A 25,312-nucleotide genomic window follows, 5' to 3' on the forward strand; every position below is an offset into this window, starting at 1 on the left:
TTCTAGTTATGAAATACCACAACCACGCCGCCAGCAAGCGGTGTGGTTTCTTTGCAAACTGTATTGCTACTTTACTCGCTGACAAACACGTACAGGTCACCTCGACAATGATTGATACTGTATTCGATTGGACGCCCTGAATTGTCAAACGCGGTTTGTTCAATGAGTAATACGGGAGTTGTCGAGTCTATATTAAGCTTCTCAAGTGACTCTTCTGTTGGCATTTTTGCCGACACACGACTTTGCGTTCTTGAAGGTGTTATGTTTTGACTGTGGAAGTAATCGTACAACGATAACTGGATGTCATCTGGATCTTGAATCAAATCAGACGGAACGTAAGATTCTTCAATTGATACCGCTTGCTCATCAATATAACGAACGCGCTTCAAAAGAAACACTTCCTCCCCCTCTTTAAGGTTTAGGGTTTGGGCGATTTCCGCCACACAAGATACAGTGTCTTTCTTGATCCAAAGCGTATCTGGCTTTTTCCCTTTTAACACGACTTGTTGAGAAAAACCTGTCGCAGCTTTACCTGAATACTCTACCGTGTCGCTAATCATGGTTCCCAAACCACGAGAGCGAACAATGACGCCATCTTTATCGAGCACGTCTAACGCTTTTCGAATCGTTATCCTTGAGACACCTAACAAATCGCTGAACTCGCGCTCCGTGGGAATAAAATCTCCACTTTTTAAGATTTTCTGTTCAGTGGCGACCTTTACTGATTCAGATATCTTCATATACAGCGGTGATTTATCTTTTTGTTCAATACGAGTCAGTATCAGTTCGATAAGAGGCTGGTAGGTTGTCATAACGTTCTTATTTTTATCAGCAATTTTTGCATTATACCTGATATTGGAAAGGATTAGATAGGGCGACGAAAAAAGCTGAAACAGGCAAGTTTCAACTTTTTATTTATCTCACGTGACAGCAACGACTTGCTTCGCATCCTCTTTTGGTTTGACCACAAGCAACAATATCGTAGCAACAAAAACTAAAACAGCACACGTAGAGTAAGCGAGATCGTAAGTTCCAAATGTATCGACCGACCAGCCCGCGAGCACAGGGCCAATAAATCCTCCAACGCCCCACGCCGTGTATAAAATACCGTAGTTGGTGCCGAAGTTTTTCAACCCATATAGCTCCGCCATAACAGAAGGGAAAACTGCAAGTAAAGCGCCATAGCCAATACCGGCTAAACCTGCACCAAGAATTAAGGTGAAAGACGAATCAAATTGAGCAAACAGCAGCATATTTACTAATTGTAGTAACATAGCTAGAGCAAGGGTTTTGATCGAACCGATCTTATCACTCAATAAGCCAGTGGCTAATCGACCGCCTGAGTTGAAAATTGCTAACGCTACCACCAAATATGCACCATCTATAATGTTCCCTTGTTCTGATGCGATCGAGGTGATGTTTGCGATGATCATTAGCCCTGCAGATGCCCCAAATGCATAAGCAAACCATAGTAGATAAAAAGGACGCGTCGATAGCATATCTCGCCATAACACGTCGGTACTTTGAGCTTTAGCTTTCGATTCACGTTTCATGTTTGCAGGTTTAGGTTTGAAATCTGAAGGTGGATTGGTGAAAGAGCACGCCAAAGGAAACGCAATCAGCAACAAACCAAGCCCAAGGATCTGCAAACTCACTTCTAACCCGAGTTCAGAAATCAGCACACTAGTTAGAGGTGCAAGATACAGTGCCGCCAAGCCAAAGGCTGTAGCCAGCGCGCCATTGACCATTCCTTTTCTGGAAGCGTGAAACCATTTCATTGCAGTCGGATTAAGACACGCATAAGAAAAACCAATACCGGAACCTGTCAACATTCCAAAGCTCAAACATAAGTTCATGGGAGTAATAGATAGACTCGATAATGCCATCCCTCCACCAGCCATTAATGTACCAAGCATCAGTACCTTCTTCGGGCCAATTTGATCTTGAATACGCCCTGCCACCAGAAGCGCTAATGATAATGTGACGATAGTAATGGTATATGGCAAAGACGCTTGCGTGTGGCTCCAGCCTAATTCAATAAGGGCATTTTTAAACACACTCCATGTATAAAGCACACCGATGCACAGATTAATCCCGCAACCTGTGGCTAGGATCCTTATAGCTTTGTTATTCATGATAATTACTTATGAGCATCGCTCGGAGCCGAACGACCTTCGATTAGATTGATGGTGAAAGTGATGAGGCTTAACCGAGTGTTAAGCCCCTTTTATAATTACAATATTTTAATATTGTCGAAGATAATCTGAGATTTTGACAACATTTGGAGCACAGTCGCCGCCTTCATGACTAACTACGTATGATGCAACTGCATTACCGAGAAGGACAGCATCGGCCAGTTCCCACCCAGAACTCAAACCAGCAAGCACACCACCAGCATGAGTATCACCGGCCCCAATCGTATCAACAACCTGCGCCGCAAATGGTGCAACGACTCCATGAGACTCTCCATTGCTAAATAGCGCACCGTCACTATCAATTCGTAAAATCAACGGGCAGTGATAACGTGAATACCATTGTTCCACAAAGCGTTGACTGTCTTTCATCCCTAGGTGCTCTGCTTCTTGACGGTTAAGCGAAATGATTGGCTTCAAGAGCAACAACCGCTCAAGTAAAACCGGTTCGATGTCAGCGATACGCGGACCAAAATCGATAAACAATTGAATAGAATTTGGTAGCGTTTCTAACCAATTGATAATTTCTACGCCACAATCTGAAGCTAGCTGGTAACCAGATAAATAGATAATCGCGTCATCATTGATCGATAGCTGACTTAGATTTTCTTTATTCCAGTTGTTTTCCACACCACTGACAGAAAGAAACGTTCTTTCGCCATCTGGTTCAACAAGGGCTAAGCACCAGCCATTGTCTCCACTTGGATCGGTTAGGTTGCTTTGTAGTCCTTTCTCCTCCATTGAGTGACGAATTAAGTCTGCCCATTTTCCACTTCCGATGGGTAAAGCATTGGTCGACTGCAGGCCTAGACGTTTAACTGCAATCGCGATATTAAGCGCACAACCACCAATATGAATGCCCTTTTCTTGCATTTCCAAGTCACCGCCTCGCTCAGGTAAGCAAGGGGTTTCGGTCACAATGTCGACGACAGCAGCGCCGATTAAGCATAATTGACGTTTGTTGTTAAGTGTCGGAATTAATTCAATTAGTGCATTATGAGGCATGGCCCTGCTCCTTAGCTTCCCGAAGAGAAAGGAATTTGCACGCGTATTCTTCAAAGTTTAGCTGGTTTTCATTATCTAACTGCTGCTTGAGCGCAGCGTCAATTGCTTGAATACCATTCAATGCACCGCAAATTGCTGTTGCCATTGCGCCAATGGTATCAGTATCACCACCTAGGTTTGCACACAAAATTGCACAGCGGTTTGGATCAGTTTCGGCCAGTTCAACCATCGCAATCGCTGCCGGTACAGACTCAATCGTACTTACACCAGCGCCCACTAGGTTATAGATTTTCTCCATTCGCTCTTCGATACCACATCTCTCTTCTGCCACCTGCAGAGCTAGTTCGACACGTGATGCCATAGATGCACTGAACGTCGTGACATTCTTTGTTTGTGCAGTATGAGCAATCGCTGGTAGTTGATCTTTAATCTCTGTCCAAGAGTGCCCTTCAATTGCTTTCGATATTGCCCAAGCAATAATGACAGCTCCTGAAATGGCAACATCCGACTTGTGAGTAGGACTTGAAGCTAATGCAACTTGCTCGATGAAGTCGTCATGGTTATTTGTTGGTAACAGGCAACCCATAGGCGACACACGCATCGCAGCGCCATTAGTTACTCCATTGTTCTCCAACTCACTAATCGCTACTCCTTCTTTAATCGAGCGCATTGCCGCTTTTGAACTTGGGCCAAAAATATTTTTATTAAACGCATCAAATCCTTCTGCCCACGTTAGTACATTACGAGCGATGACTTCAGGAACAATTTGACCATCACATTCAATAATTGCGTCAGCCAACGCAAGTGCCATTGATGTATCATCGGTAAATTGACATGCTTTAAAGTAACACGCAGCATTGTTATCTTCAGGACCATCAAGAAAACGGTCAATCCAACCAAAATGGGCTTTTACTCGACTGCGAGGCCAAAGTTCAGATGGCATCCCCATTGAGTCACCGAGTGCTTGACCATAAAAAGTGCCAAGGATTCTGTCTTGTTTTGTAATCGTCATCTTACTTACCAAAAAAAGGGTTAAACGTCCTGCCCAACATGAATTAAACACATCGGGCAGGGCTGAAATTTAAGCTTGTGCTTTTTGTTCTGCACTAGAGGAATCTTGCTGATCAGCCATTTGGATTGGTTTTATCTCACCATTAGGCTCACGGAAGAAATACATAAAGATGGCTAGGATGATCGCGATCATGACGCCACCAAATCCCCACATACCTGCCCAGTCAAACGTTAAGCCGTTTTGTGGTGTGTCGTATGCAAACATTTTTTCCATTAAGACACCACCAAGGCGATAACCAAGCAAGCTACCAATACCCTGACAACCTAGCGTAATCAAACCTTGAGCAGCAGTACGCATGTGTGCTGGCGCTTTCTTATCAACATAAATATAAGCGGTTACAAAGTAGAAGTCGTAGCTTACGCCGTGTAGCAAAATGCCCAAGAACAATAGTGAGTACAGATACCATGTGTCTGCGCTGCCGTAGACAAAGAATCCATAACGGATGGCGGCCGTAGCAAGACCAAGAAGCAATACCTTTTTAATACCAAATCGTTTAGTAAAGAATGGTAGTGCTAACATAAAGAAGATTTCAGAGAACTGACCCAGCGTCATCCAACCTGTTGCGTTACTCATACCTACTTCTGTTAGGAAGCCGTTTGCAAAGATGTAATAAAACGCGAGTGGCATACTAAACATGAATGAACATACAAAGAACGCCAAGAAGTTTCGATCTTTCAATAGCACCATCGCATCAAGACCAAGCATGACTTTTAAGTCTAGTTTTCCGGTACTCTTTGGCGGTGTATTAGGCAAAGTTAAAGCGAATATGCCTAATAACGCCGAACTTGCAGCCGTAATAATAAGCGGAATATTGCTTGAAGAAATGTCACCGTAACCTAACCAAGAAGGCAAAAAGCCAATCGCAACACCCGAGGCAATCCAACCAATCGTCCCCATCACACGAATGCGTGGAAAATCACGTTCGACATCTTCTACATTAGAAAAAGCAATGCTGTTTGTCAGTGCAATCGTTGGCATGTAAGTCAGTGAATAGCCAAGTAAAAGCGGGAAAAAGGTGGCGAATTCAGTTTGTTGTGCCGCTAAATACATGAGTACCGCGCCTGCCAACAACATCACAGAGAGTACTTTCTGCGCTGGGAAAAATCGGTCGGTGATAGAACCTACCAAGATTGGCGATAAGATCGCTGCAATTGCAGTACAAGCGTATGACCATGCAATCTCTGTTGGGGTAAAACCGTTGGTACTTAGTATTTGCCATAACGGGACGAACCATGCGCCCCATATAAACCATTCAATGAACATCATTGAAGATAGTTTGATGTTTGTCGTTTTCATTTCTAATCCTTAGGTACTGTAGGGCACAAAACAATGGTACTATTCAAAGTAATACCAATACAATACCAAGGTGGTATTTTTGTGATCAAAGCGTCACTTGGGCGAACGTTCCAGGATCCTGTAATGATAGTTGGAGTGATGTGACAAGAAAACCTACAGACTGCAACTGAAAGGTTTATTGATAAACTAACTAGGTTATCCTAAATGCTGTTATTAGATTCCTACCTGTATAGGAATGACCATGGACAGACTCTAGAATCTCCGAGCTGTACCTAGGCGCTTCAATTGAATGTTCTTAGTATGAATCGAACAACATACCAAAGAACACTTCGCGGGACTCAGGACTGCTGTCTCTATGAGTATGATATTCAACGTGAGATTTTATGTTCGCGGAAGGAGAAAGCTTGATGCTCCAAAGTGATTTAACTTGATTCGGAATTATAGAATATCGAACGTCGATGACTCGTGTCTTGTCATCAGGATCTTGTGCAACATATCCGTTAGAAAACCATCGAAAGCGTTCGATATCGATAGCTTGTTGTGAGTTAGGATCGAGCCAAGGAAAATCTCTATTCACATCAAGTTTAGGTACGGATTGTCCAGGGTATGTTTTCACTGTACTTCCTACTCTAACTGCATCGACATAATATCGATCGCTGGTTTCGTAGACTACTTTCCACAGTAATATGTTAGCAAAGCTCGGCTTGGCCTCTAGTTTAATCGGGGTATGCTGTCTTTCGTTAGCCAATTGCCAACCAGCTGCTTCCGCTCGGTCTCTTTGAATCATGCCTATCGTTGGGTACATAACAGCCCACAAAAAAGCCAATCGGGCTAACCATGTTTTACGCTTAAACGTTGCCAAAACGACCAGTATCAAAATAGGTAGCGTATAGATAGGATCAATGACCGAAACCGTGCTCCATGCATAACGCTCATTAGTAAACGGCCACAACAATTGAGTTCCATAACTAGTGCAAGAGTCTAATAATGCATGAGTGCTATAACCTAACGTGCAGTAAAGCCAACTTTGTTTAAAGGAAAGTCCATGTCTTTTCGCAATCAAAGGATGTAGCACCCACGCACAAATTAAGCTACCAATAGGGATGAAAAACAATGAATGTGTGAATTGGCGATGAAACTCTAAGAACAACAAAGGATCATCATGCGAACGAATAAGCACATCTAAGTCAGGGGACATTCCCGCGAGCAGACCCAATATACCAGCAACGACTATTTGTTTTTTTCTACTTAATGATTGAGACAAAGAGGCACCTAGCACTCCTTGGGATAATGGATCCATGATTAACTCATTGATTGCATTCAGCTCATGTATACAGCATAGATGCTGATTAGCTAGAAAATCGAGTGACTAGTGGTTTTTTATTTTATTGTCACTAACGAGGACACTGAGAAGAGTCCTTTTGATGCGGAAGCCACCATAATTAATCTGCTCTAAATATTCAAAGCTAAATCGCTTTGCAACAAACCTATGATTTTTCGGCTGAAACCTTACCATCTCGGCCAAAAAGGGTTATACATAACCTTATATAAGTCTAATAAATGAAAAAGTCATGACACTTAAGGAAATCCTCCAAGTTCGCAATGTGCGCTACTTCTTAATGTTTCGAAGCAGCTATTTTGCGCGTTTTTATTATCCTGTTTTCACCCTGCTCTATCTGGATTACGGGTTAACACTGTCGCAGTTTGCAATGCTCAATGTGATTTGGGCTGCTACCATCGTTCTTGCGGAAGTACCATCAGGAGCCTTTGCCGACACTTTAGGTCGTAAGAAACTTGTCGTCTTATCCTCGATTATCATGTTCGTTGAGATCGCCATGATAGCCTTTGTCCCGACAGGTAATCCGAGTTTGGTATTCGCGGTATTTTTGGTTAACCGGATATTAAGTGGCTTAGCTATGGCCCTTGCTAGCGGTGCCGACGAAGCTTTGGCATACGACACCTTGAAAGAACAAGGTAAGGAAGAGGCGTGGCCTCATGTATTGCAGATTCAAATACGAGTGGCCTCTGCAGTGGGTATCTTCGTTACGCTGATCGGGGCCGCTATGTATGATGTCGATGTCATGGGGTCTGTGTACCAATTGTTTGGATGGATAGCACCAGAGAGCACTCAAGACATTATGCGTATTCCGGTTTACGCCACTTTGATCGTAGCCATGGTCGCCATTTACGCAGCAATCAATATGCAAGAAGATAAAAAACCGATGCCCAAAAGCGGCGATAAGCTAGCAACAACGTTAGCAAGCTTAAACTTGACGCTCAGTACCGGTAAGTGGGTTATGTCTACACCTTATGTGTTGTTCATATTGCTCTACTACAGTCTTTTCGAGCACACCTCACGCATGTTTCTCACCATGAATAGTCAATATTATCGTGCTATCGACATTCCTATTATCTACATTGGATTCATTGGCGCTGGCGTGAGTATTTTTAAGATACTCTTTGCAGGACAAAGTCGTCGATTTGCCGAAAGTTTAGCCCCTAAGAAGTTCATCGTAATCATGGGCATAGCGACTATCGCGACCTACTACTTTATCAGTTTAGGTTGGTCGATTTACGGCGTAATTCCGGCACTAGTACTGATCTTTATCATCATGACGATGAACATCTTTATTAGTTACCACCTCAATAGAAAAACTGAATCACACAACCGCGCAACCGTTCTAAGCTTCAAAGGACTGATGTTTAACTTGGGATATGGTTCTATTGGCGTGCTATACGCGTACTACTACAAACTGGTTTCTCAAGGCTACAGCCAAGAGCAAGTTGAGCAAGGTGTCGACTTTATCGCTTCACTCTCCTCGTTCGTCTACTATTTCGCGTTTTTGTTTATCTTGATAAGTGTATGGTTTCATTTAAAGGATAGAAAAAAAGCAATTTTTGAATAACCTACACTACTTTTTCTATAGGCCACCATGCCTACAACCTCGACACGAACTGGCATTCTCTTATGAAAGAAATGCCAGTTTTGCGACTTGTGAGTGTTTGCTTATCTGTTAACCGTAAAGGTGTTGCTAGTAAGACAACATAACCGCTATTATTAACTTTATTATTTTGGTTTATCGAATTAGATAAAGATGAAAAAACACGAAGAACTGGTACAAGATTTAATAAGTAAGATCTGCAATAACGTTATCACTTATAAGCTGCCATCTGAGAGAGAGCTTGTAGATAAGTACCAACTATCACGTTTTTCTGTCAGAAAAGCCCTGTCAAAATTGGAAGCCATTGGCATTGTTAAACCAAAAACGGGTTCTGGTTATTATGTTAACACTTCTATTATCGGCTCTCCCTTAATCTACAATTCAATTACGGAAAACAGCTTCGAGCAAATTTCCTATAAGAAAGTGCAATTGAATAAACGGGTACCGACTATTCATGAGATGCAAGTCTTTACTATTGGAGAGGATGACTACTTATGGCATATCAAAAGGTTACGTCTAATCCAAAATAAAATCACACAGATAGAAGAAACGATCGTTCCGGTACATCTTTTTCCGAAAATGAACGACAGTATTATTGAGAGTTCACTGCAAAAATATGCGTTGTCGTTAGGTTTGAAGATTGACAGTTATCTAACCAACTATAAAGCAATTAACTTATCAACGGAGGATGCCAACATTTTACAATGTAAACGTACCACCGCTGCTATGAATATTACTAATCGCGGTTTTTTAACATCAGGTGAGGCGTTTATTGTAAGCGACGTTATTGATATAAATTATCAATGCACTTATCACACAAAATTCAATAATGAGAGTTTGCAATATCGAGATCAAAACGACCGCTAATTATAGCGGTCGTTTTATTAAATAGTATTTAAACCTTATGGCGTATGAATACTGCCATCTGGAAGTCGGCTTTGAGTCCACTCATGAGGACGATATTCTACTGGGAAATCAAGTGCCGCAGCGCGATTGATTTCTACTCCGATGCCTATGTCTTCTGAAGCATAAAGAAAACCATTTCTAGGTTCAGCTGCATTAGGGAACACTTTTCTTGTGTTTTCTTTGTAATGCACATGCTCTTGAATTGCCGCGTTGTGAAGGTGCACATTTAGGTGAGTATTCACCGCTGCTCCAATTGGTGTCATATCTGGTGGACAGTGCCATGCAATACGAACACCGAAGCTTTCGCATAGATGGCCTAATTTCAACGCAGGAGTGATACCACCGATCTGTGAAACATGGCAACGAATGAAATCAATACGACGATTAACAACGACTGACTTCCACTCTTCTGGGTTATTAAAAAGCTCCCCTAACGCTAGCGATACCGAGGTTTGGCTGCGTAGGTTATCCAACCATTCGGTTTGATTTGGCGGCAGAATATCTTCAATGAAATACGGTTGATATTGTTCAACTTGCTTGGCAAATTGCAACGCTTGATTAGGAAACAGCCGTTCATGTACATCATGAAGAATGTGGAATTTACGACCGTACTTTTCACGCAGTAAACGGAACATCTCTAATGTGTTATCCATATACTGGTCTTGGTCGTAGTATGAGCCTTCAGTTGGATTTTCTGTGGTGTGCATATTCTCTGGTACACCGCCATAAAATCCCAATTGGCAACGAATGTGTTTATAACCCTGCTCTAGGAATTGCTCAACTTGCTCATAAAGCCCTTCCATTGTGTCACTCGTTGCATGTGTATACACTTGAATGGCATCTCTAGATTTACCACCAAATAATTGATGTAACGGCATATTAGCTAATTTGGCTTTAATATCCCAAAGAGCCATATCAACACCAGAAATAGCATTATTAATAACCGGACCATTACGCCAATAGGCATTGACCATCATCATTTGCCAAAGGTCTTCAATATTATTCGCATTCTTACCTAATAACAAAGGCTTAATATATTCATCAACCATAGTTTTAACAGCAAGTGGACGCTGTTGGAATGTCGCACATCCATAGCCTGTTACGCCGCTCTCGGTTTCTACAAGCACAGTAATTAGATTGTGTCGGTCTGGCTTAGTAATTATACATTCAATGTTGGATATGATATTTTCTTTCACGGCGTAATAGCTCTATGTCAGTGGTTTTATTCTATATAACAGCGAAAAAAACCTTATTTCAAGCGCTAATTTTCGGCAAAAAGTAACTGGTTCGTTATTGCTAAACATTCGCTAAAAAAAACGAACCAATCGACGAATTTTGCTGAAAATTAACAATTTGCCGCACTTAATGTGACGGAAGTCTCTGTTTTTCCGATTGGGGTAAATATGAGTGATGGATATTATGTCCCCAACAAATAACGCAAGCACATAGGGACTCCTTAGATGCAACTTACTGAAACTAATAATGAAGTGAACTTGAATGCTCAAGCATCGAGTAACAAGAATAGCTTTAGCGACAACCTACAAATATTGGTTCAAGCACTTGGCGGCCAAGATAACATCATCAACATTACTCACTGCATGACTCGTCTTCGATTCAAGTTAGCAGATGAGACACTTGCCAAGAAAGAGCAGCTAGAAGCCATTTCTGGGGTCAAAGGGGTGGTTCTTGCTCAAGGTCAGACTCAAGTCGTCATCGGTGTAGATGTAGAAAAGTGGTACAACGCGCTATCAGGTGTTAGCAAAAGCAGTGATGAACCAGTGATTGAAGCTGAAAAAGGTAAGCTGTTCCAAAATGCAATGCGCATCGTTGCGGGCATTTTTGGCCCTGTGGTTCCTGCAATTGCTGGTGCGGGTATGTTGATGGGCCTTCTTTCTGGTTTAATTGCGACCAACGTTATTTCAGAATCTTCAGATACAGTGTACTTCTTCCGTTCGATTTCTACCGCTGTATTCTTCTTCCTACCAATGTTAGTGTCTTTTTCTGCCGCTAAAGTATTTAAAGTGAACGAATACATTGCATTGGCTGTGTCTTCCGCCATGCTTGCGCCTAAACTAGTAGAAAAAGCGGCGTTACTCAAAGACGCTGGTAGCGTTCCGGAGCTGACTGTACTTGGTGTGGTACCAATCGAACTGCTTAACTATGGCGGCGCAATCGTACCTGCTATCTTAGCGGTTTGGGTACTTTCAAAAGTGACACCATTTGTTGATCGATTCGTCCCTTCATCCGCCAAGCCAGTATTCACTCCCCTACTCGCCTTCACGGTCACTTCAACTATCGTATTGTCCCTGGTTGCCCCAGCTGGCATGTGGTTAAGTAATGGCGCAGGTTGGGTGGTAAGCTCGCTATTAGAAATATCTCCAACACTGACTGGCTTTGTATTTGGTTTAACTCGCCCAATCACCATCGTATTTGGTATTCACCACAGCATGACGCCAATCAGCTTGAATAACTTCGCGCTGTATGGAAAAGACTTGCTTATGCCAATAATGTGCTTGGGTAACCTCGCTATCGCGGGTGCTACGATGGCGGTGTGGTATAAACAGCGTAAGAACGTTTCAAAAGAACAGTCTTCTGTTACCGTAGGTTCTGGTATCACTGCAATTCTTGGTATCACTGAGCCTGCACTCTTTGGTGTGTTGACTAAGTACACTAAAGCACTGTTCATGGCGAGCCTAGCAGCAGGTATTGTTGGTGCGATCTCAGTAACTATCGACACGCATCTAACGAGCTACATTTTGTCTTCAGTATTTAGTTTGCCTGCATACCTAGCAAGCGGTACTCAAAACTTCATTCAAGCGGTTCTTGGCGTGATTGGTGTGTTTGCATTGGCATTTGCGTTGACGTTTATGTTTGTCAACGTTGATGACAAATAAAACGACTTATTAATCAAAAGGCTCATAGTAGTTATGCTATGAGCCTTTTTCTTTATCTAAACATAGCCAAATCATGCTTTCCTTAATTGTTTAAGCGCTTCATACATAGCTAATGCCGCAGGGCCCGTTCGTACGCCTTTTGGTAAGGTTAGGTGCAGTGGCACCTGATATTGATCTGACAGTGTCACATTAAGTACAACTAATTGTCCTTGATTACGGCTTTCAATAATATGTCTAGGAAGCCGACAAAAACCTACGCCACTTTCTACTGCTTTGAAAGCATGGTCAAAGTTATCAACCGTAATTCGCTGCTGCCCTTTTAACCATCCCACATCTTGCTTTGTCTTCCTGAGAGCGCTTTCACCTAGGTCGCGAATAACAATTTGAGTCACATTTGCTAGCTCTGAAAGCGACACTTTAACCGATGTTGCTAATGGGTGTGACTTCGACACTACTGGTAGCATAGTGGTGACAGAAAAAGCTTCTGCGGGATAATTAGTGATCGGCAGTGTGATAATCGCAATATCTGCAACTTCTTGTTTCACCACCTCTTCTGTCTTGGAGAGTGAAGTTTCGATGACCTGTACTGAGGTTGCACTATTATTGGTAATGAAGCGACTCATCGCGTCATATAACAGCGAAGGATCACATAGGTGATCCATGGCCACCGTAATTTCTTGTTCCATTCCCGCCGATAACTGACCACTCAACAGCTCTAACTCTTTCACCTGATCAAGCATTGTATTTGCGCGACGCAATAGATCCCGACCATCTAATGTCAACACGGCTTTGCGTCCTTTCACTTCAAGCAACTCAATGCCTAATTGTTGCTCTAATTTTCGGATACCGTAAATCACTGTTGTGTGACTTTTGTTTAATGACAACGCTGCAGCTTGAATGCTTCCGGCTCTATCAATTTCGCGCAACGTCACCCATTGCTCCAAGGTCGTCCTAAATCTCATCTCGCCCTCACTTAAAATGTCAGTTTTTTCGACATTATTCGGCAAAATTATGAACTTTTCTGTTTGTTTTTTGCAAGTAATAATCACCGTACTTAATCGGATATATTCACCTATTCAACTAATGGAGAATCTTCATGAAACTACTACAAGTCGACTTTGCGTTTTCAGGACCGTTTGGTAATGACATGGCCAACACACTAAAAGACCTCGCTCAATCCATTAATCAAGAGCCAGGTGTGGTTTGGAAAATATGGACAGAAAATGCGGAAATGGGTATAGGCGGAGGTGTTTACTTGTTCCAAGACGAAACAACCGCTCAATCATACTTAACCATGCATACTGCCCGACTAAAGCAACTTGGTGTTGAAGAAGTTAGAGGCATTATTTTCGATATTAATAACCCTCTTACAGCAATCAACCATGGCCCGGTTACACCGGCATAGGAGCAAGTAATGCATTCTCGACTATTCCTGACCATACACGGTGCTATCTACTCACTGTTTGCCATTGCTTTATTCGTTATCCCTTCGATAATGTGGCCTGTATACGGCGTACAGATCAATGATCAATATGCATCGTTTCTTTCACAGCATACGAGCATTTTCTTAGGAGGAATTGCAGCGGTTAGTTTTATGATGCGCGGAGTGTCAGACTTATATGCCCAGTTTCAATTGATCAAAGCGCTGCTCATTACCAACTTACTCGGTGTTGTCATTACGACCTATGCAGGTATCACAGGAATATTCGTTGGCTTGGGATGGAGTGATCCACTGTTCTTTTTGGTTTTGAGTGTTATCACTTACATTCAGCTCAAGCGACTAAAGGTCACAGAAGACAATTAGTCTCCTAAAGCGCCATCTACTCTGTAAAACGTAGGTGGCGTCAAAATTCATTACGCTAATTTATATAATCATCTCATCATCTCCACCTCTAAACTAGGTAACATAACCTTATGTTTTCAAATACCTTTTTCTTAGTTAAATAACACTTAATCCACTATTAACGAACGCTATTTGTTCAACTCTAACGACAGAAATACTATTAGAAAAAACAGTTAGAGAGACCATTATGAACATCAAAAGCAGCCTTTTCATTTTATTTACTGCCATCTATTCAGCGACGTCGTTCGCTAACGTTATTGTCGATACCAAAGGTGTCGATATGGAAAAATACAACGCTGATATGTACGAATGCCAACAACTATCGACCCAGGTTCAAAGCAATCAAGTCAATAGTTTAGGTCGCGACGTTGTGGGAAGCACAGCCCGCACTGCCGCATTAGGCGCAGCAGGTACAGCCATTGCCGGCGGCCACGGTTCTAAAGGCGCCAAAGTTGGTGCAGGGGTTGGTCTGGTAGGTGGCTTACTCCACCACCGTGCTGAAGCACAATACAGTGAAGCCAAATATCAACACGATGTTGATAGTGTCATGAAGCAGTGCATGGTTGGCCGTGGCTACAACGTTTTAAACTAAGGGGGGAGACTATGAACCTCACTCTAGATTATGCATCACTGGCGATTTTGTTTGTTGTGCTTCTAATCCTGATCTATGGATTGATCATTTTGCACGATATTCCTTATGAGATTGCCAAAAAACGTAATCATCCACATGCCGATGCGATTCATGTTGCTGGTTGGATTAGTTTGTTTTTCCTCCATGTTATGTGGCCTGTGCTTTGGGTATGGGCAACCATGTATGACGGTGATAAACAGCAGTGGTTAGGGGCTCGTTCAGCCCATTCCGATAAACAATATCAAGCATTAGTTGAACGCATTGATGCTCTTGAAAAATCAATCAAGGAGTAACGAAATGGAAACGCTCATCATCCTGAGTTACGCAGCACTTTGCGTTATTGTATTTAAAGCTTTTAAAGTGCCTAAAAATAAATGGACGCTAACAACGGCCAGCGTTATTGGGTTATTTATCGTAGGTTGGATCTTTCTCTATATGGCGATGTATCAACCGGTTTCTCGTATGGCTCGTTTATACAGCGTCACGACTCCTATCACATCACAAGTTGAGGGGTTAATTACCGATGTCTATGTGAAAGGCAACCAACAGGTGAAAGCTGGTGATCCACTTTATCAAATCGATAAAACGCCTTTCCAAGATAAAGTGAGCCGTATAGAAAGCGACATTCAACGAACATCTTCTGCCATTGAATTTTATGAATCAGAATTGGTTCGTTACCAGAAACTCGGTAAGAAAGGGTTTTCATCGCAAGAGAATATCGACAATATCGAAACTCAATTGTTGGAACAAAAAGCCAACCAAAGCAAATATCAATCTCAGTTAGAGTTAGCGAAATTTAACTTAGCGAAAACTACTGTAAAAGCGCCTACTGATGGCTACGTAACTCAAGTGGCACTTCGCCCAGGCATGAAAAGCCGTATTGTTCCATTTCAAGGTAATCTAACGTTCGTACATAAAGAAGACAAACAACTATTTGCTGCGTTTAAACAAGCGCCTGCGCGCTATATTAAAGCTGGTTATCCGGCAGAAGTGACCTTTAATACTATTCCAGGTCACGCGTATAAAGCCCATGTGGTACAGGTAAACGATATATTTGCTCAAGGTGCAATCACTCCATCTGGCATCATGAAGTATCCAGAACAGATACCTCATAACGGTAGGATCTTAGTAAAAGTTGAATTGGACAACCCGTCACTTTTGCAAGGTATGCCAATACCTTCAGGCACTGATGCTCATGTTGCGGTTTATTCACCTAAATGGGAGATGTTCAGTATTGTTCGTAAAGTGATTTTAAGAATGCAAAGTTGGCAGAACTGGTTATTTGAAGGTTAACTTTATTATTCAGGGACATATATACCCAACACGACTTCAATCACAAAGAGAGGGCTGTTTTCAGCCCTTCATAATTACATAGAAGGGCGACTTAATGGCACTTTCAACCAAACAGCAAGGCGTAGCCAAAGGCATGGGGCTGGCTTTGTTCCTTTCATTGGCATCCATAGGCTATGCGATTTATTCAAACCCATTGAGTTTTGATGACAATACAAATCGCTTCGAAGTTCTGTCTTACTCGTTTATTCTACCAACGTTATTTCTACTCATATCCATTGGGCGACTAGCTAAACATCGTTTTTTTAGCGCAGAAGATATTGATGGTAGTGGCCTCACTCAAGGCTCACAACAAGCACGTATCTTACAGAGCATCATACAGAACACCCTTGAACAACTTGTCATAGCACTGCCCATCTACTTTGCATGGAGTACACTGGCGCCCAGCCTTTGGCTTTCTGCGGTTCCAATATGCTCAGCTCTTTTCCTTTTAGGCCGAGTCCTGTTTGCAACTGGCTATAAGCACGGAGCACCAGCACGCTCATTTGGCTTCGCACTAACCTTTTATTCGTCAGCAGTGTTATTGCTAGCCTTACTCACTGCCGTCATTTTCTAACTACTTTTCGTCAGCATTCACACCAAAAAGCGACCACTGTTAGGTCGCTATCTAATTGAGGTCTTGTAAAGTCGCTTTACTGTCTACAGGTCAAGCGATGACACTATCGCTTGCCGAAACCACTCATGTCCTTTGTCGTTTTTTTGGGACTGATGCCACGTCATGTAAACCGGAACTTTCTGAGTTTCAAATGGTATTGGAAAGACATTTAGTCCGAGAGACTCTGCAAGCTGTTCCGCTTGCCATTGACCACTGACAGCAAGCCAATCTGTTTGTGCAGCCATAACCAACGCCGTCGCACCAGAGCCCGTGGAATATGCGACTTGTCGTGGCGGAAGCGCGACGTCAATCGCTACAGAGTCCAGTGTATTGGTATTAAGACGTTGAGTTTTCCAAGTAATGTGGCTTTCTCTAAGAAAATCCTCCATCGTCAATTCACTTTGTATCCTTGGATGATCTTTACTTACGGTAACCACCAACTCTTGATCAAAGAGTACCTCATTGTGGTAGCCCCTATCCTCTAATGGCACCGTCGCTAATATTACGTCCACACGACGACGCCTCAGGTCGTCGTGTCGGTCTTGCTCATTCAAATGTTCAATGTCTGCCTGTATGGTGACATTCGGTGCATGCACATTTTTATAGCGAACCAAAGGGGGGACAACGATTAGGTCGATGTCTTTATGGCTAGAAATGCGAAAGGTACGTTGGCTTAACTCAGGATCAAAGTCTTGACGTGATTTGGACCCATTCAGCAACAGGCTAAGCGGCTCTTGAATCTCGTTGTGAAGCTCAATAGCAAAATTAGTAGGTACGATGCCTCTTCCCTGACGAATAAATAGCGGGTCTTGATATTCATCTCTAAGCCTATTAAGCGCATGACTGACCGCTGGAGCAGTGATGTTGAGAACTTCGGCCGCTTCGTTCACACTTTTCGACTTAATAACCGCGTCAAAGGTTTTAAGGAGATTTAGATCCATTATTTCCGCTCTATCTGTCTGATTCGCCTAAATTAAACATAGTCCATTCAAATCAAATTACGAATGACTAATTGCGGAAACAAAAAGACAGCTATTAGTTATAGCTGTCTTTACACGTGGTGAGTCAATGATTTCTGTTTATTTGAAGTCAGCATTATGGTGTAGACTGAGGGCTTTTTTCTACTCTATACAAGGTGTCTTCTAACAACGCGATGGTTTCCTTATCGAGCTCTGTTGCCTCATCAAAAAGCCTTACGTATTCTATATTTGCTTCACTTTTTGCTTCCAAAGAAAAGCTAGGATAAAGGTTTAACGAAGAAAGGTAGAGGTCATCAATGACATTCATGAAAGACTTCGACATACTTGTCGGCTCATCTGATATACCCATTAATAGTTGCGCGAACTTGCCTGCTACAGCCTGTTGGCGGTTAATTAGCTCTTTCAAATGAGTCAGTTCTTTATTGGAAGAATCACTTTGCACTAGTTTACTTTCGATGGTACTCAAGCATTGAGCCAATGATGATTTTTGTGCTAGTGACAAATCCAAGTAATGCCCAAGTCGATCATAAGTGACATTGCGCATTGGGAAACCACAACATTGTAGCTCTCCGCGACTTTTGCTGGTAAGCATGACACGTTGACGACAACGACCACACTCCAATAGGTCATAGGTTAAGTTATGGCTACTCATCGTGCTCCACCTCCAATGAATGATCTCTAAGCTCTCTTTTTGCTTTCGTTTTTTGTTTCTGAAGTTTATGCGTCATAGCAGAAAATGCTTCAGCCGCGACATGGTAGAACTCATCACCAGAGTGTTTAACGAAACACCATTGATGCTCAGCGTGAACTTTAAGCTCAACATCATATTGCCCATAAGAGCGGTGGTGGATTATCGAGACGAAAATCTCCGTTGCCTGTGGGTGCACTGCGAATAAATGGTCTGCTTTGGTGACACAATGTGAACGCATGCTTTCCGATAAAACAATGCTTTGTGTGTTAAAATGAATGTTCATGATACTTACCTTTTAAGCTTTGGTTTAATAATAATTACGGTGTTATTTGGATCCTAAAGTCCGGTACCCACTTGAAAATAGAGCGCATTGTCTTCTTCACTTTTCGCGACATCTATTCCTACTTTTAAGCCGTAACGACGGGCGATCAAATAACGGAAGCCCACTCCGTAGGCATAGTGATTTCCGTCACTAAATAGCTCATTAGTCGCATCGGTAGCAGAACCAACCCCGGCAAATACCGAACTCGACCAGCGGTTTGTGAAGCTATAAGTGACCTGTGATTCGATTGAAGCTGTTGAAGTGCCTTGATATCGATTTCTAGCAATACCTCTAAGCTCGATATCAGGGTACGCCGGAGGAGGCAGCAACCTCTCATCCGTCGATAAAGTGTTGTACTTACCCTTTAATGCCACGTTCCATTTTTGACTAACAGGGAAATATTGTGTGCCTTCTGCGGCAAATGTTTGAAAGTCGTAGTCACTACCAAGGTGCTCACTGAATACCATGTATTCCGCTTTATAATCTCCACCAGCCGTTGGATATAAGAAGTTGTTTTTGGTGTCATATTCAGCAATCGCCCCCAGACCTGATACCGTCGGCGTCATATTCAACCACCGATTAGCCACCTGATTCGCTTTGCTTGGCTCCACAATACTCAGTTCTGGGGAAACGAACTTTTGACTCACACCAAGTAAGACGGGTGATTTACCCACTCGAAACTGCAACTTCTGGATAACACCATATCCATTCATGCCCATTTCAAAACCTGATGCGTCATCTTTCGCAAACGGAGCATAGAAATTCATATGAATGTCACCATAAAAGGCGCCGCCTAAATAGCGAATGCTGTCTTTGTTCCAGGTATGCCTATGACCGATAAAACCCGCCCACGTGCCATTTTGAGTACCAAACGCCCCTGCAACGGTAATCGCTGGAGTAAGAAGCTTGGCTCCACCATCAAGTGACTTTAGGGCTAATTCTTTACGCTTCTTTTTTTGAGCATCAGATTCATGCAAGAATACTCCCATCATTCCACCGCCATACCCCACCGCAGGTTCAGTGATCAGAATGGGCACAGGGAGGAAGCCATACGCGTTTTCCGCTAAGTAGTCTCCCATGTCCAACTGACCATCAATTGGGTCTGTGAAAGATGTAGCTTGAGCACTAGTCCCAATTAGCGTTAGTGAGAGTAAAAATAAAGAATTAGCGAGTTTCATTGGAGCCTACTTAAACAATCTTCTTAACTTACTTAGTGGACGTTCTCAAAACGACTCGACTAAAACTGATAGTTGAACTCGACACGTTGATCACCATCGAAATAGGATTGATCGTGCGTCCAGTTAGCAAAGTAACGAACGTTAAAACGTGGAGTGAACTGGTAAGAAACTACAAACTCATTAGTAAAAACAGAACCTGCATCCGTCCAAGCTTGCGAGCCCGCTAAAGGCGTGACCCACATTGGGTTATAGTTAACCCACAACTTGTCTGTAATTGAATATTTGCTATAGCCACCAACAACGGCATAGACGCCAGGTAAGGTATATCCGATGTATTGATCGTCTGGGTTCACTTGGCCCGAAGATACCTGTTCAACTTTATCACCAGTAAACTTGCCGTTTTTGACCTGAACGCCGACACCAGCTAATGGATAAAGTTGTAACCCACCCCATTTAGGTAGCGCTTGGATAAAACTATAAGAGGTGTTCAATGCTTCTTGTTCGACGTTGTAATTCAAATCAATTTGTCGACCAAGACCGTTTGTCGTGTTAATGGTGAAATTACGGAAACGAACTGAGTCGACAGAATCATCGCGTTCTGAGGTACCAGACCAACCTAATGAGCTACCGGCAAAGCCTTTAATCTCCAATACGTTCATAGCCATCGTGTCGTCATTCCCGGTGTCATAAGCTCGACCGATTTTTACGTTTAAGCCTTTATCCGTCAGCCCTGCTCCCGCTTGTGTGTACACTGCTAAAGGGTCAGACATGTCTTGTACACCATCGCTTGCGTTAGCAGCGACCGCGTTTGAAACAAAGCCAGACATTAGCGTTGTCATAACAAGGGTGGAAAGAAGGTTTTTTGATTTCATCGGATAAATTCTCGTAGTGATTAACTGTTGATGAGAATCTTAAGGATTAGCCGATATATGATCGATGGAGGAGAGTTTAATAGTGGATTTAGTCTGGTTTAATCAATATTAAAATCAACTAAAACACTTTACTATCAGCGCTTTAGCTTTGTAACATTCGGAAGGATTACAAATGATTATTATCGTCTGATGCAGGAAGTACATCCACGACAAGCTGAACGAGTATGTGGATCGAGTCGTCCCCTTTGAACTTTGCAGTAGGCATTGCGAAGGACTCGTCTTGCGGCAAACCAGTCTTCTGGCTTTTGCATAATCAAGTAGCCATTGAACCGTTTTAATAAAGGTAAGCGATACTCTTCGACAAATTTACTGTCAAACTCAACCTCAAAGTACTCGAACACCTGCTCGATAGAGGTAAATTCGGTAAGCTTGCTTTGAATGTCAGTGAAACTCATCGGTCCTAGGTCTACAAAAATTAATACAAATGAACAGGCAAAGGATTGTACTAAAGCTGCGTTTGGTTGTCACAAAAGTAAAAAAGCCCAAAGCACATCTCGGCGCTTTGGGCTTAAATACAACAAATAACAATTACGCGTGGTACTCTGGGTAATCTAATAGGCCCACTTCGTTACCACCAAACAAAGTATTTGGATTATGCTCTGCTAGCGGATAACCGTGTTCTAGGCGACTCGGTAAGTCAGGGTTGGCGATAAACGGACGACCAAAACCTACCATATCAGTAATACCGTCAGACAGTGCTTTTTCGGCTTTCTCTTGGTTGTAGCGACCAGCGTAAATGATCGTACCTTGGTACGCTTCTCTTACTGCGGTTTTAAATTCCGCTGGTGTGTCTGGGGCATCATCCCAATCGACTTCTGCAATGTGCATATAGACTACGTGGTGTTTTTCCAATACGCGAGCCGCAGCAGTGTAAGTATCAATTGGCGTTTTATCGACTGTGCCGTTAAGTGAAGTAAATGGCGCAAGACGAACACCTACTTTGTCGGCACCAATCGCATCTACGACAGCTGCGACGACTTCATCTAAAAAGCGAAGACGATTTTCGATTGGACCACCGTATTCGTCATCACGGTTGTTTGCTTCAGAGTCAATAAATTGGTTGATTAAATAGCCGTTTGCACCATGCAATTCGATACCATCAAAACCAGCCTCGATCGCATTTAGTGCTGCTTGACGGTATTGACCAACGACTTCTTGAATATCTTCTTTTGTCATCGCACGAGGCTCGACCACATCAACAAAGCCAGGTTCGTTCGAGCCATTATCCACAAATACTTTTACGTTTTCAGCTTTTAGAGCCGAAGATGAGATAGGCTGCTTGCCACCAATATTGTCTGGATGTGTGACGCGACCAACGTGCCAAAGCTGAGCAAAGATAGCTCCGTCTTTTGCGTGTACGGCATCAGTGACTTTTTTCCAACCCGCGATCTGCTCGTCTGAATAAATACCAGGAGTCCAAGCATAACCTTGTCCCATTGGTGAAATTTGTGTGCCTTCGGCAACGATTAAACCAGCAGACGCGCGCTGTGCGTAGTATTCGGCCATCATATCGTTAGCAGAGTTACCAGGTTGAGTCGCACGAGAGCGAGTCATAGGTGGCATTACGATGCGGTTTTTTAGTGTTAATGAACCAAGCTGAATTGGTTGAAACATTGAATCTGTCATTGCGATACCCCTATTTGCTCGTTTGAATAAGCTCAATTGAATAGCCGTCTGGATCTTTAACAAAAGCGATGTGCGTTTCGCCACCTTTCATAGGACCAGGAGCGCGAGTAATGTTGCCACCAAGTTGCTCAATACGCTCACACGCTGCATAAATGTCCTCACAACCAATCGCAATATGTCCCCAGGCGTTGCCTTGGTCATAGTTGTCTGTATCCCAGTTGTAAGTTAACTCAATAGTCGAACCTGCATCTTGACCTTCGTAGCCTACGAAGACTAACGTATAGCGATACTCTTCATTTTCGAAACGATCCAACATTTTCATGCCAAGCACTTCAGAATAAAACTTGATGGACTTTTCTAAGTCCACGACTCGAATCATGGTGTGTAAAACTTTCATGTAACCCCTCGGCAGAACTCTTGTCAGCGCAGTAAAACAAGCCAACAACGTTAAATGGTTATTTCCAACTGACGCTAGAGTAAGGCAAATGGGAAAGTAGGTGAAATTATCTAATATTATAATTTTGATAATTTTTTGGAATGATTAAGGAGATAGAAAAAGTGAGAAAAGAAAGTGGCCTTGCACATTAGCAAGGCCACATTATCTTAGTTATTTCAAATCAAAACGGTCAGCATTCATTACCTTAGTCCACGCAGCAACAAAGTCGGTAACAAACTTTTCTTTGTTATCATCTTGCGCATAGACCTCAGCATACGCTCTTAGTATCGAGTTAGAACCGAATACAAGGTCAGCACGCGTCGCAGTCCATTTCACGACACCATTAGAACGATGCACGATATCATAGGAGTTTCGGCCTGTTGGCTTCCACTGATAGTTCATGTCTGTAAGATTAACGAAGAAGTCGTTGCTCAACACTCCAACACGCTCAGTGAAGACACCGTGGGCACTGCCGTTATAGTTAGTCCCTAACACACGCATCCCACCGATGAGAACTGTCATCTCTGGTGCGGTTAGCCCCATCAATTGAGCGCGGTCTAACAACATCTCTTCCGGTGTTGCAGCATAATGCTGTTTTTGCCAGTTTCGGAAACCATCTGCAAGAGGTTCTAGAACTTCAAAAGATTCGACGTCAGTTTGCTCTATGGTTGCGTCACCTCGACCTGGAGCGAAGGGTACGTTCACATTGAACCCAGCAAGTTTTGCTGCTTGCTCTACACCCACATTACCCGCTAACACAATCACATCAGCAACACTTGCGCCAGTATCGACAGCGATACGCTCAAGAACAGGCAAAACCTTATTCAGTTTCTCTGGTTCATTTCCTAACCAGGTACGCTGTGGCTCTAGACGGATTCGAGCCCCATTAGCCCCGCCACGTTTATCTGACTGGCGATATGCACGTGCACTATCCCAAGCCGTTGTAATCATTTCCGTTGCGCTTAAATCTGACGCTAAGATTTTTTCCTTTACGTCTTCAATATCATAATCCGTTGAACCTGCAGGAACAGGATCTTGCCAAATTAGCGCTTCAGTTGGCGCTTCTGGACCAATGTAAACTGATGATGGTCCCATATCACGGTGGAGTAACTTAAACCAAGCGCGAGCAAACACCTCGGAGAACTGCTCTGGATTATTGTAAAAGCGTTCAGAGATCTTACGATATTCTGGGTCCACTTTTAGCGCCATATCGGCATCAGTCATCATAGGATTGTATCGGATGCTTGCATCTTCTACGTCTACCGGCTTATTTACCTCATCAATCGCAACAGGTTCCCATTGCCATGCGCCTGCTGGGCTCTTAGTCAATTGCCACTCATGTGATAACAACATTTCGAAGAAACCGTTATCCCACTGAGTTGGATGTGTAGTCCAAGCGCCCTCAATGCCACTAGTTACAGTGTTACGACCGATACCACGAGACTGATGGTTGTTCCAACCTAAACCTTGCTCAGAGATATCCGCTCCTTCTGGAGATTCACCAAGTTCGGCAGCGTTACCGTTACCGTGTGCTTTACCAACTGTATGACCACCAGCCGTCAGGGCCACGGTTTCTTCGTCATTCATTCCCATTCGAGCAAAAGTGACTCGCATATCCTGAGCGGTTTTGAGTGGATCTGGTTGACCATCAACACCTTCAGGGTTCACGTAGATAAGGCCCATCATGACCGCAGCTAATGGGTTTTCTAAATTTCTATCACCAGAATATCGACTGTTTTTACCTTTACTGTCTTGAAGCCATTCTTTTTCAGCGCCCCAGTAAATATCTTTCTCTGGCGACCAGATATCTTCACGACCAAATGCGAAACCGTAGGTTTTTAGCCCCATCGATTCGTAAGCAATGTTACCCGCATAAACGATAAGATCAGCCCAGCTAATTTTGTTGCCATACTTTTGCTTAATTGGCCAAAGAAGGCGACGTGCTTTATCTAAGTTTGCGTTATCTGGCCAAGAGTTTAGGGGGGCAAATCTTTGGTTACCCGTACTCGCACCACCTCGGCCATCGCCAATTCGATAAGAGCCGGCTGAATGCCATGCCATGCGAATCATTAAACCACCGTAATGGCCCCAATCAGCCGGCCACCATTCTTGGCTATCGGTCATTAATGCTGTTACGTCTTGCTTCAATGCGTCAAAATCCAACGTTTTTACCGCTTCACGATAATCAAACGCTTGTCCTAGAGGATTCGTTTTAGCATCGTGCTGATGCAAAATATCTAAGTTAAGTGCGTTGGGCCACCATGCAACATTAGAACCTTCTGAAGAGGTAACTGCTCCATGCATAACTGGACATTTGCCAGTAGTTGTATTTTCTTGCTTCATAATATTTCACCGATTTTATTTATAACTTTTAACGATTACGACAAGCACACTATTTTTAAATAAGCGAAGCCAAGCAAT

At 43.0% G+C, this 25,312-nt stretch carries 26 protein-coding genes; 9 read left to right on the forward strand and 17 right to left on the reverse strand.

Annotated elements, in window-relative coordinates; genetic code table 11:
• Nucleotides 1-71: 71 nt before the first annotated feature.
• The 6 genes from JKJ11_RS20600 to JKJ11_RS20625 form a co-directional block, all read right to left on the reverse strand.
• Nucleotides 72-812: a GntR family transcriptional regulator gene (locus JKJ11_RS20600; protein ID WP_006069435.1), complete on the reverse strand. Its 741-nt coding sequence runs from the start codon at nt 810-812 to the stop codon at nt 72-74.
• Nucleotides 813-920: 108 nt separating this feature from the next.
• A complete protein-coding gene (locus tag JKJ11_RS20605; protein WP_252039926.1) occupies nt 921-2,135 on the reverse strand; it encodes an L-lactate MFS transporter in 1,215 nt (404 codons plus the stop codon).
• Between the two features lie 108 nt (nt 2,136-2,243).
• Nucleotides 2,244-3,197, reverse strand: a complete 954-nt coding sequence (locus JKJ11_RS20610; RefSeq protein ID WP_198559081.1) for a PfkB family carbohydrate kinase — start codon at nt 3,195-3,197, stop codon at nt 2,244-2,246.
• Nucleotides 3,187-4,209: an ADP-ribosylglycohydrolase family protein gene (locus JKJ11_RS20615; RefSeq protein WP_006069432.1), complete on the reverse strand. Its 1,023-nt coding sequence runs from the start codon at nt 4,207-4,209 to the stop codon at nt 3,187-3,189. Before JKJ11_RS20615 ends, JKJ11_RS20610 begins: the two co-directional genes overlap by 11 nt.
• Before the next feature lie 69 nt (nt 4,210-4,278).
• Nucleotides 4,279-5,565 carry a nucleoside permease gene (locus tag JKJ11_RS20620; protein WP_006069431.1) on the reverse strand — a complete coding sequence of 429 codons (1,287 nt, stop codon included), beginning with the start codon at nt 5,563-5,565 and terminating at the stop codon, nt 4,279-4,281.
• 295 nt (nt 5,566-5,860) lie between these two features.
• Complete coding sequence (locus JKJ11_RS20625) at nt 5,861-6,865, reverse strand: metal-dependent hydrolase (protein WP_252039927.1); 1,005 nt, start codon at nt 6,863-6,865, stop codon at nt 5,861-5,863.
• 271 nt (nt 6,866-7,136) lie between these two features.
• On the opposite strand from JKJ11_RS20625, the gene JKJ11_RS20630 reads away from it, so the two are divergent.
• Together JKJ11_RS20630 and JKJ11_RS20635 are read left to right on the forward strand one after the other, a co-directional pair.
• A complete protein-coding gene (locus JKJ11_RS20630; protein ID WP_252039928.1) occupies nt 7,137-8,471 on the forward strand; it encodes an MFS transporter in 1,335 nt (444 codons plus the stop codon).
• Between the two features lie 189 nt (nt 8,472-8,660).
• Nucleotides 8,661-9,374 (forward strand): GntR family transcriptional regulator, encoded by a 714-nt coding sequence (locus JKJ11_RS20635; RefSeq protein WP_006069428.1) that lies wholly within the window; start codon nt 8,661-8,663, stop codon nt 9,372-9,374.
• A gap of 35 nt (nt 9,375-9,409) precedes the next feature.
• Here the strand turns inward: JKJ11_RS20635 and JKJ11_RS20640 are convergent, their stop codons facing one another.
• On the reverse strand, nt 9,410-10,609 hold the full coding sequence (locus tag JKJ11_RS20640) for an enolase C-terminal domain-like protein (RefSeq protein WP_171389757.1): 1,200 nt from the start codon (nt 10,607-10,609) through the stop codon (nt 9,410-9,412).
• Between the two features lie 264 nt (nt 10,610-10,873).
• Here JKJ11_RS20640 and JKJ11_RS20645 point away from each other — a divergent pair, with 264 nt between their 5' ends.
• Complete coding sequence (locus JKJ11_RS20645) at nt 10,874-12,307, forward strand: PTS transporter subunit EIIC (protein ID WP_006069426.1); 1,434 nt, start codon at nt 10,874-10,876, stop codon at nt 12,305-12,307.
• A gap of 71 nt (nt 12,308-12,378) precedes the next feature.
• Here the strand turns inward: JKJ11_RS20645 and JKJ11_RS20650 are convergent, their stop codons facing one another.
• On the reverse strand, nt 12,379-13,269 hold the full coding sequence (locus JKJ11_RS20650; RefSeq protein ID WP_252039929.1) for a LysR family transcriptional regulator: 891 nt from the start codon (nt 13,267-13,269) through the stop codon (nt 12,379-12,381).
• 134 nt (nt 13,270-13,403) lie between these two features.
• On the opposite strand from JKJ11_RS20650, the gene JKJ11_RS20655 reads away from it, so the two are divergent.
• The 6 genes from JKJ11_RS20655 (at nt 13,404) to JKJ11_RS20680 (ending at nt 16,687) form a co-directional block, all read left to right on the forward strand.
• Nucleotides 13,404-13,712, forward strand: a complete 309-nt coding sequence (locus JKJ11_RS20655; protein ID WP_124941304.1) for a monooxygenase — start codon at nt 13,404-13,406, stop codon at nt 13,710-13,712.
• 9 nt (nt 13,713-13,721) lie between these two features.
• Nucleotides 13,722-14,111, forward strand: a complete 390-nt coding sequence (locus JKJ11_RS20660; RefSeq protein WP_124941305.1) for a hypothetical protein — start codon at nt 13,722-13,724, stop codon at nt 14,109-14,111.
• Between the two features lie 226 nt (nt 14,112-14,337).
• On the forward strand, nt 14,338-14,742 hold the full coding sequence (locus JKJ11_RS20665; RefSeq protein WP_124941306.1) for a glycine zipper family protein: 405 nt from the start codon (nt 14,338-14,340) through the stop codon (nt 14,740-14,742).
• An 11-nt stretch (nt 14,743-14,753) separates the two neighbouring features.
• On the forward strand, nt 14,754-15,074 hold the full coding sequence (locus JKJ11_RS20670) for a DUF3302 domain-containing protein (protein WP_038227107.1): 321 nt from the start codon (nt 14,754-14,756) through the stop codon (nt 15,072-15,074).
• 4 nt (nt 15,075-15,078) lie between these two features.
• Nucleotides 15,079-16,074, forward strand: coding sequence for an HlyD family secretion protein (locus JKJ11_RS20675; RefSeq protein WP_006069420.1), 996 nt, complete (start codon nt 15,079-15,081; stop codon nt 16,072-16,074).
• A 94-nt stretch (nt 16,075-16,168) separates the two neighbouring features.
• Complete coding sequence (locus JKJ11_RS20680; protein WP_252039930.1) at nt 16,169-16,687, forward strand: MAPEG family protein; 519 nt, start codon at nt 16,169-16,171, stop codon at nt 16,685-16,687.
• Nucleotides 16,688-16,770: 83 nt separating this feature from the next.
• On the opposite strand, the gene JKJ11_RS20685 is transcribed toward JKJ11_RS20680, so the two are convergent.
• From JKJ11_RS20685 to katG, 9 genes are all read right to left on the reverse strand, one after another.
• Complete coding sequence (locus JKJ11_RS20685) at nt 16,771-17,667, reverse strand: LysR substrate-binding domain-containing protein (RefSeq protein ID WP_006069418.1); 897 nt, start codon at nt 17,665-17,667, stop codon at nt 16,771-16,773.
• A gap of 154 nt (nt 17,668-17,821) precedes the next feature.
• Complete coding sequence (locus tag JKJ11_RS20690; RefSeq protein ID WP_252039931.1) at nt 17,822-18,358, reverse strand: hypothetical protein; 537 nt, start codon at nt 18,356-18,358, stop codon at nt 17,822-17,824.
• Complete coding sequence (locus JKJ11_RS20695) at nt 18,351-18,680, reverse strand: HPF/RaiA family ribosome-associated protein (RefSeq protein ID WP_031495720.1); 330 nt, start codon at nt 18,678-18,680, stop codon at nt 18,351-18,353. The genes JKJ11_RS20690 and JKJ11_RS20695 overlap by 8 nt, the downstream gene beginning before the upstream one ends.
• A gap of 53 nt (nt 18,681-18,733) precedes the next feature.
• Nucleotides 18,734-19,897, reverse strand: a complete 1,164-nt coding sequence (locus JKJ11_RS20700; protein ID WP_038227111.1) for a BamA/TamA family outer membrane protein — start codon at nt 19,895-19,897, stop codon at nt 18,734-18,736.
• A gap of 59 nt (nt 19,898-19,956) precedes the next feature.
• The gene (locus JKJ11_RS20705; protein WP_031493891.1) at nt 19,957-20,769 is read right to left on the reverse strand and encodes a hypothetical protein; all 813 of its coding nucleotides are present in this window, start codon (nt 20,767-20,769) and stop codon (nt 19,957-19,959) included.
• Nucleotides 20,770-20,948: 179 nt separating this feature from the next.
• Nucleotides 20,949-21,224 (reverse strand): nitrogenase-stabilizing/protective protein NifW, encoded by a 276-nt coding sequence (locus JKJ11_RS20710; protein ID WP_031493892.1) that lies wholly within the window; start codon nt 21,222-21,224, stop codon nt 20,949-20,951.
• Nucleotides 21,225-21,357: 133 nt separating this feature from the next.
• Nucleotides 21,358-22,455, reverse strand: a complete 1,098-nt coding sequence (locus JKJ11_RS20715) for an alkene reductase (RefSeq protein ID WP_006069412.1) — start codon at nt 22,453-22,455, stop codon at nt 21,358-21,360.
• Between the two features lie 10 nt (nt 22,456-22,465).
• On the reverse strand, nt 22,466-22,852 hold the full coding sequence (gloA, locus tag JKJ11_RS20720; RefSeq protein ID WP_006069411.1) for a lactoylglutathione lyase: 387 nt from the start codon (nt 22,850-22,852) through the stop codon (nt 22,466-22,468).
• 210 nt (nt 22,853-23,062) lie between these two features.
• Nucleotides 23,063-25,234 carry a catalase/peroxidase HPI gene (katG, locus tag JKJ11_RS20725; RefSeq protein WP_252039932.1) on the reverse strand — a complete coding sequence of 724 codons (2,172 nt, stop codon included), beginning with the start codon at nt 25,232-25,234 and terminating at the stop codon, nt 23,063-23,065.
• Nucleotides 25,235-25,312: the final 78 nt, after the last annotated feature.

The sequence above is a fragment of the Vibrio sp. SCSIO 43133 genome (assembly GCF_023716845.1).
Taxonomy (GTDB): domain Bacteria; phylum Pseudomonadota; class Gammaproteobacteria; order Enterobacterales; family Vibrionaceae; genus Vibrio; species Vibrio mediterranei.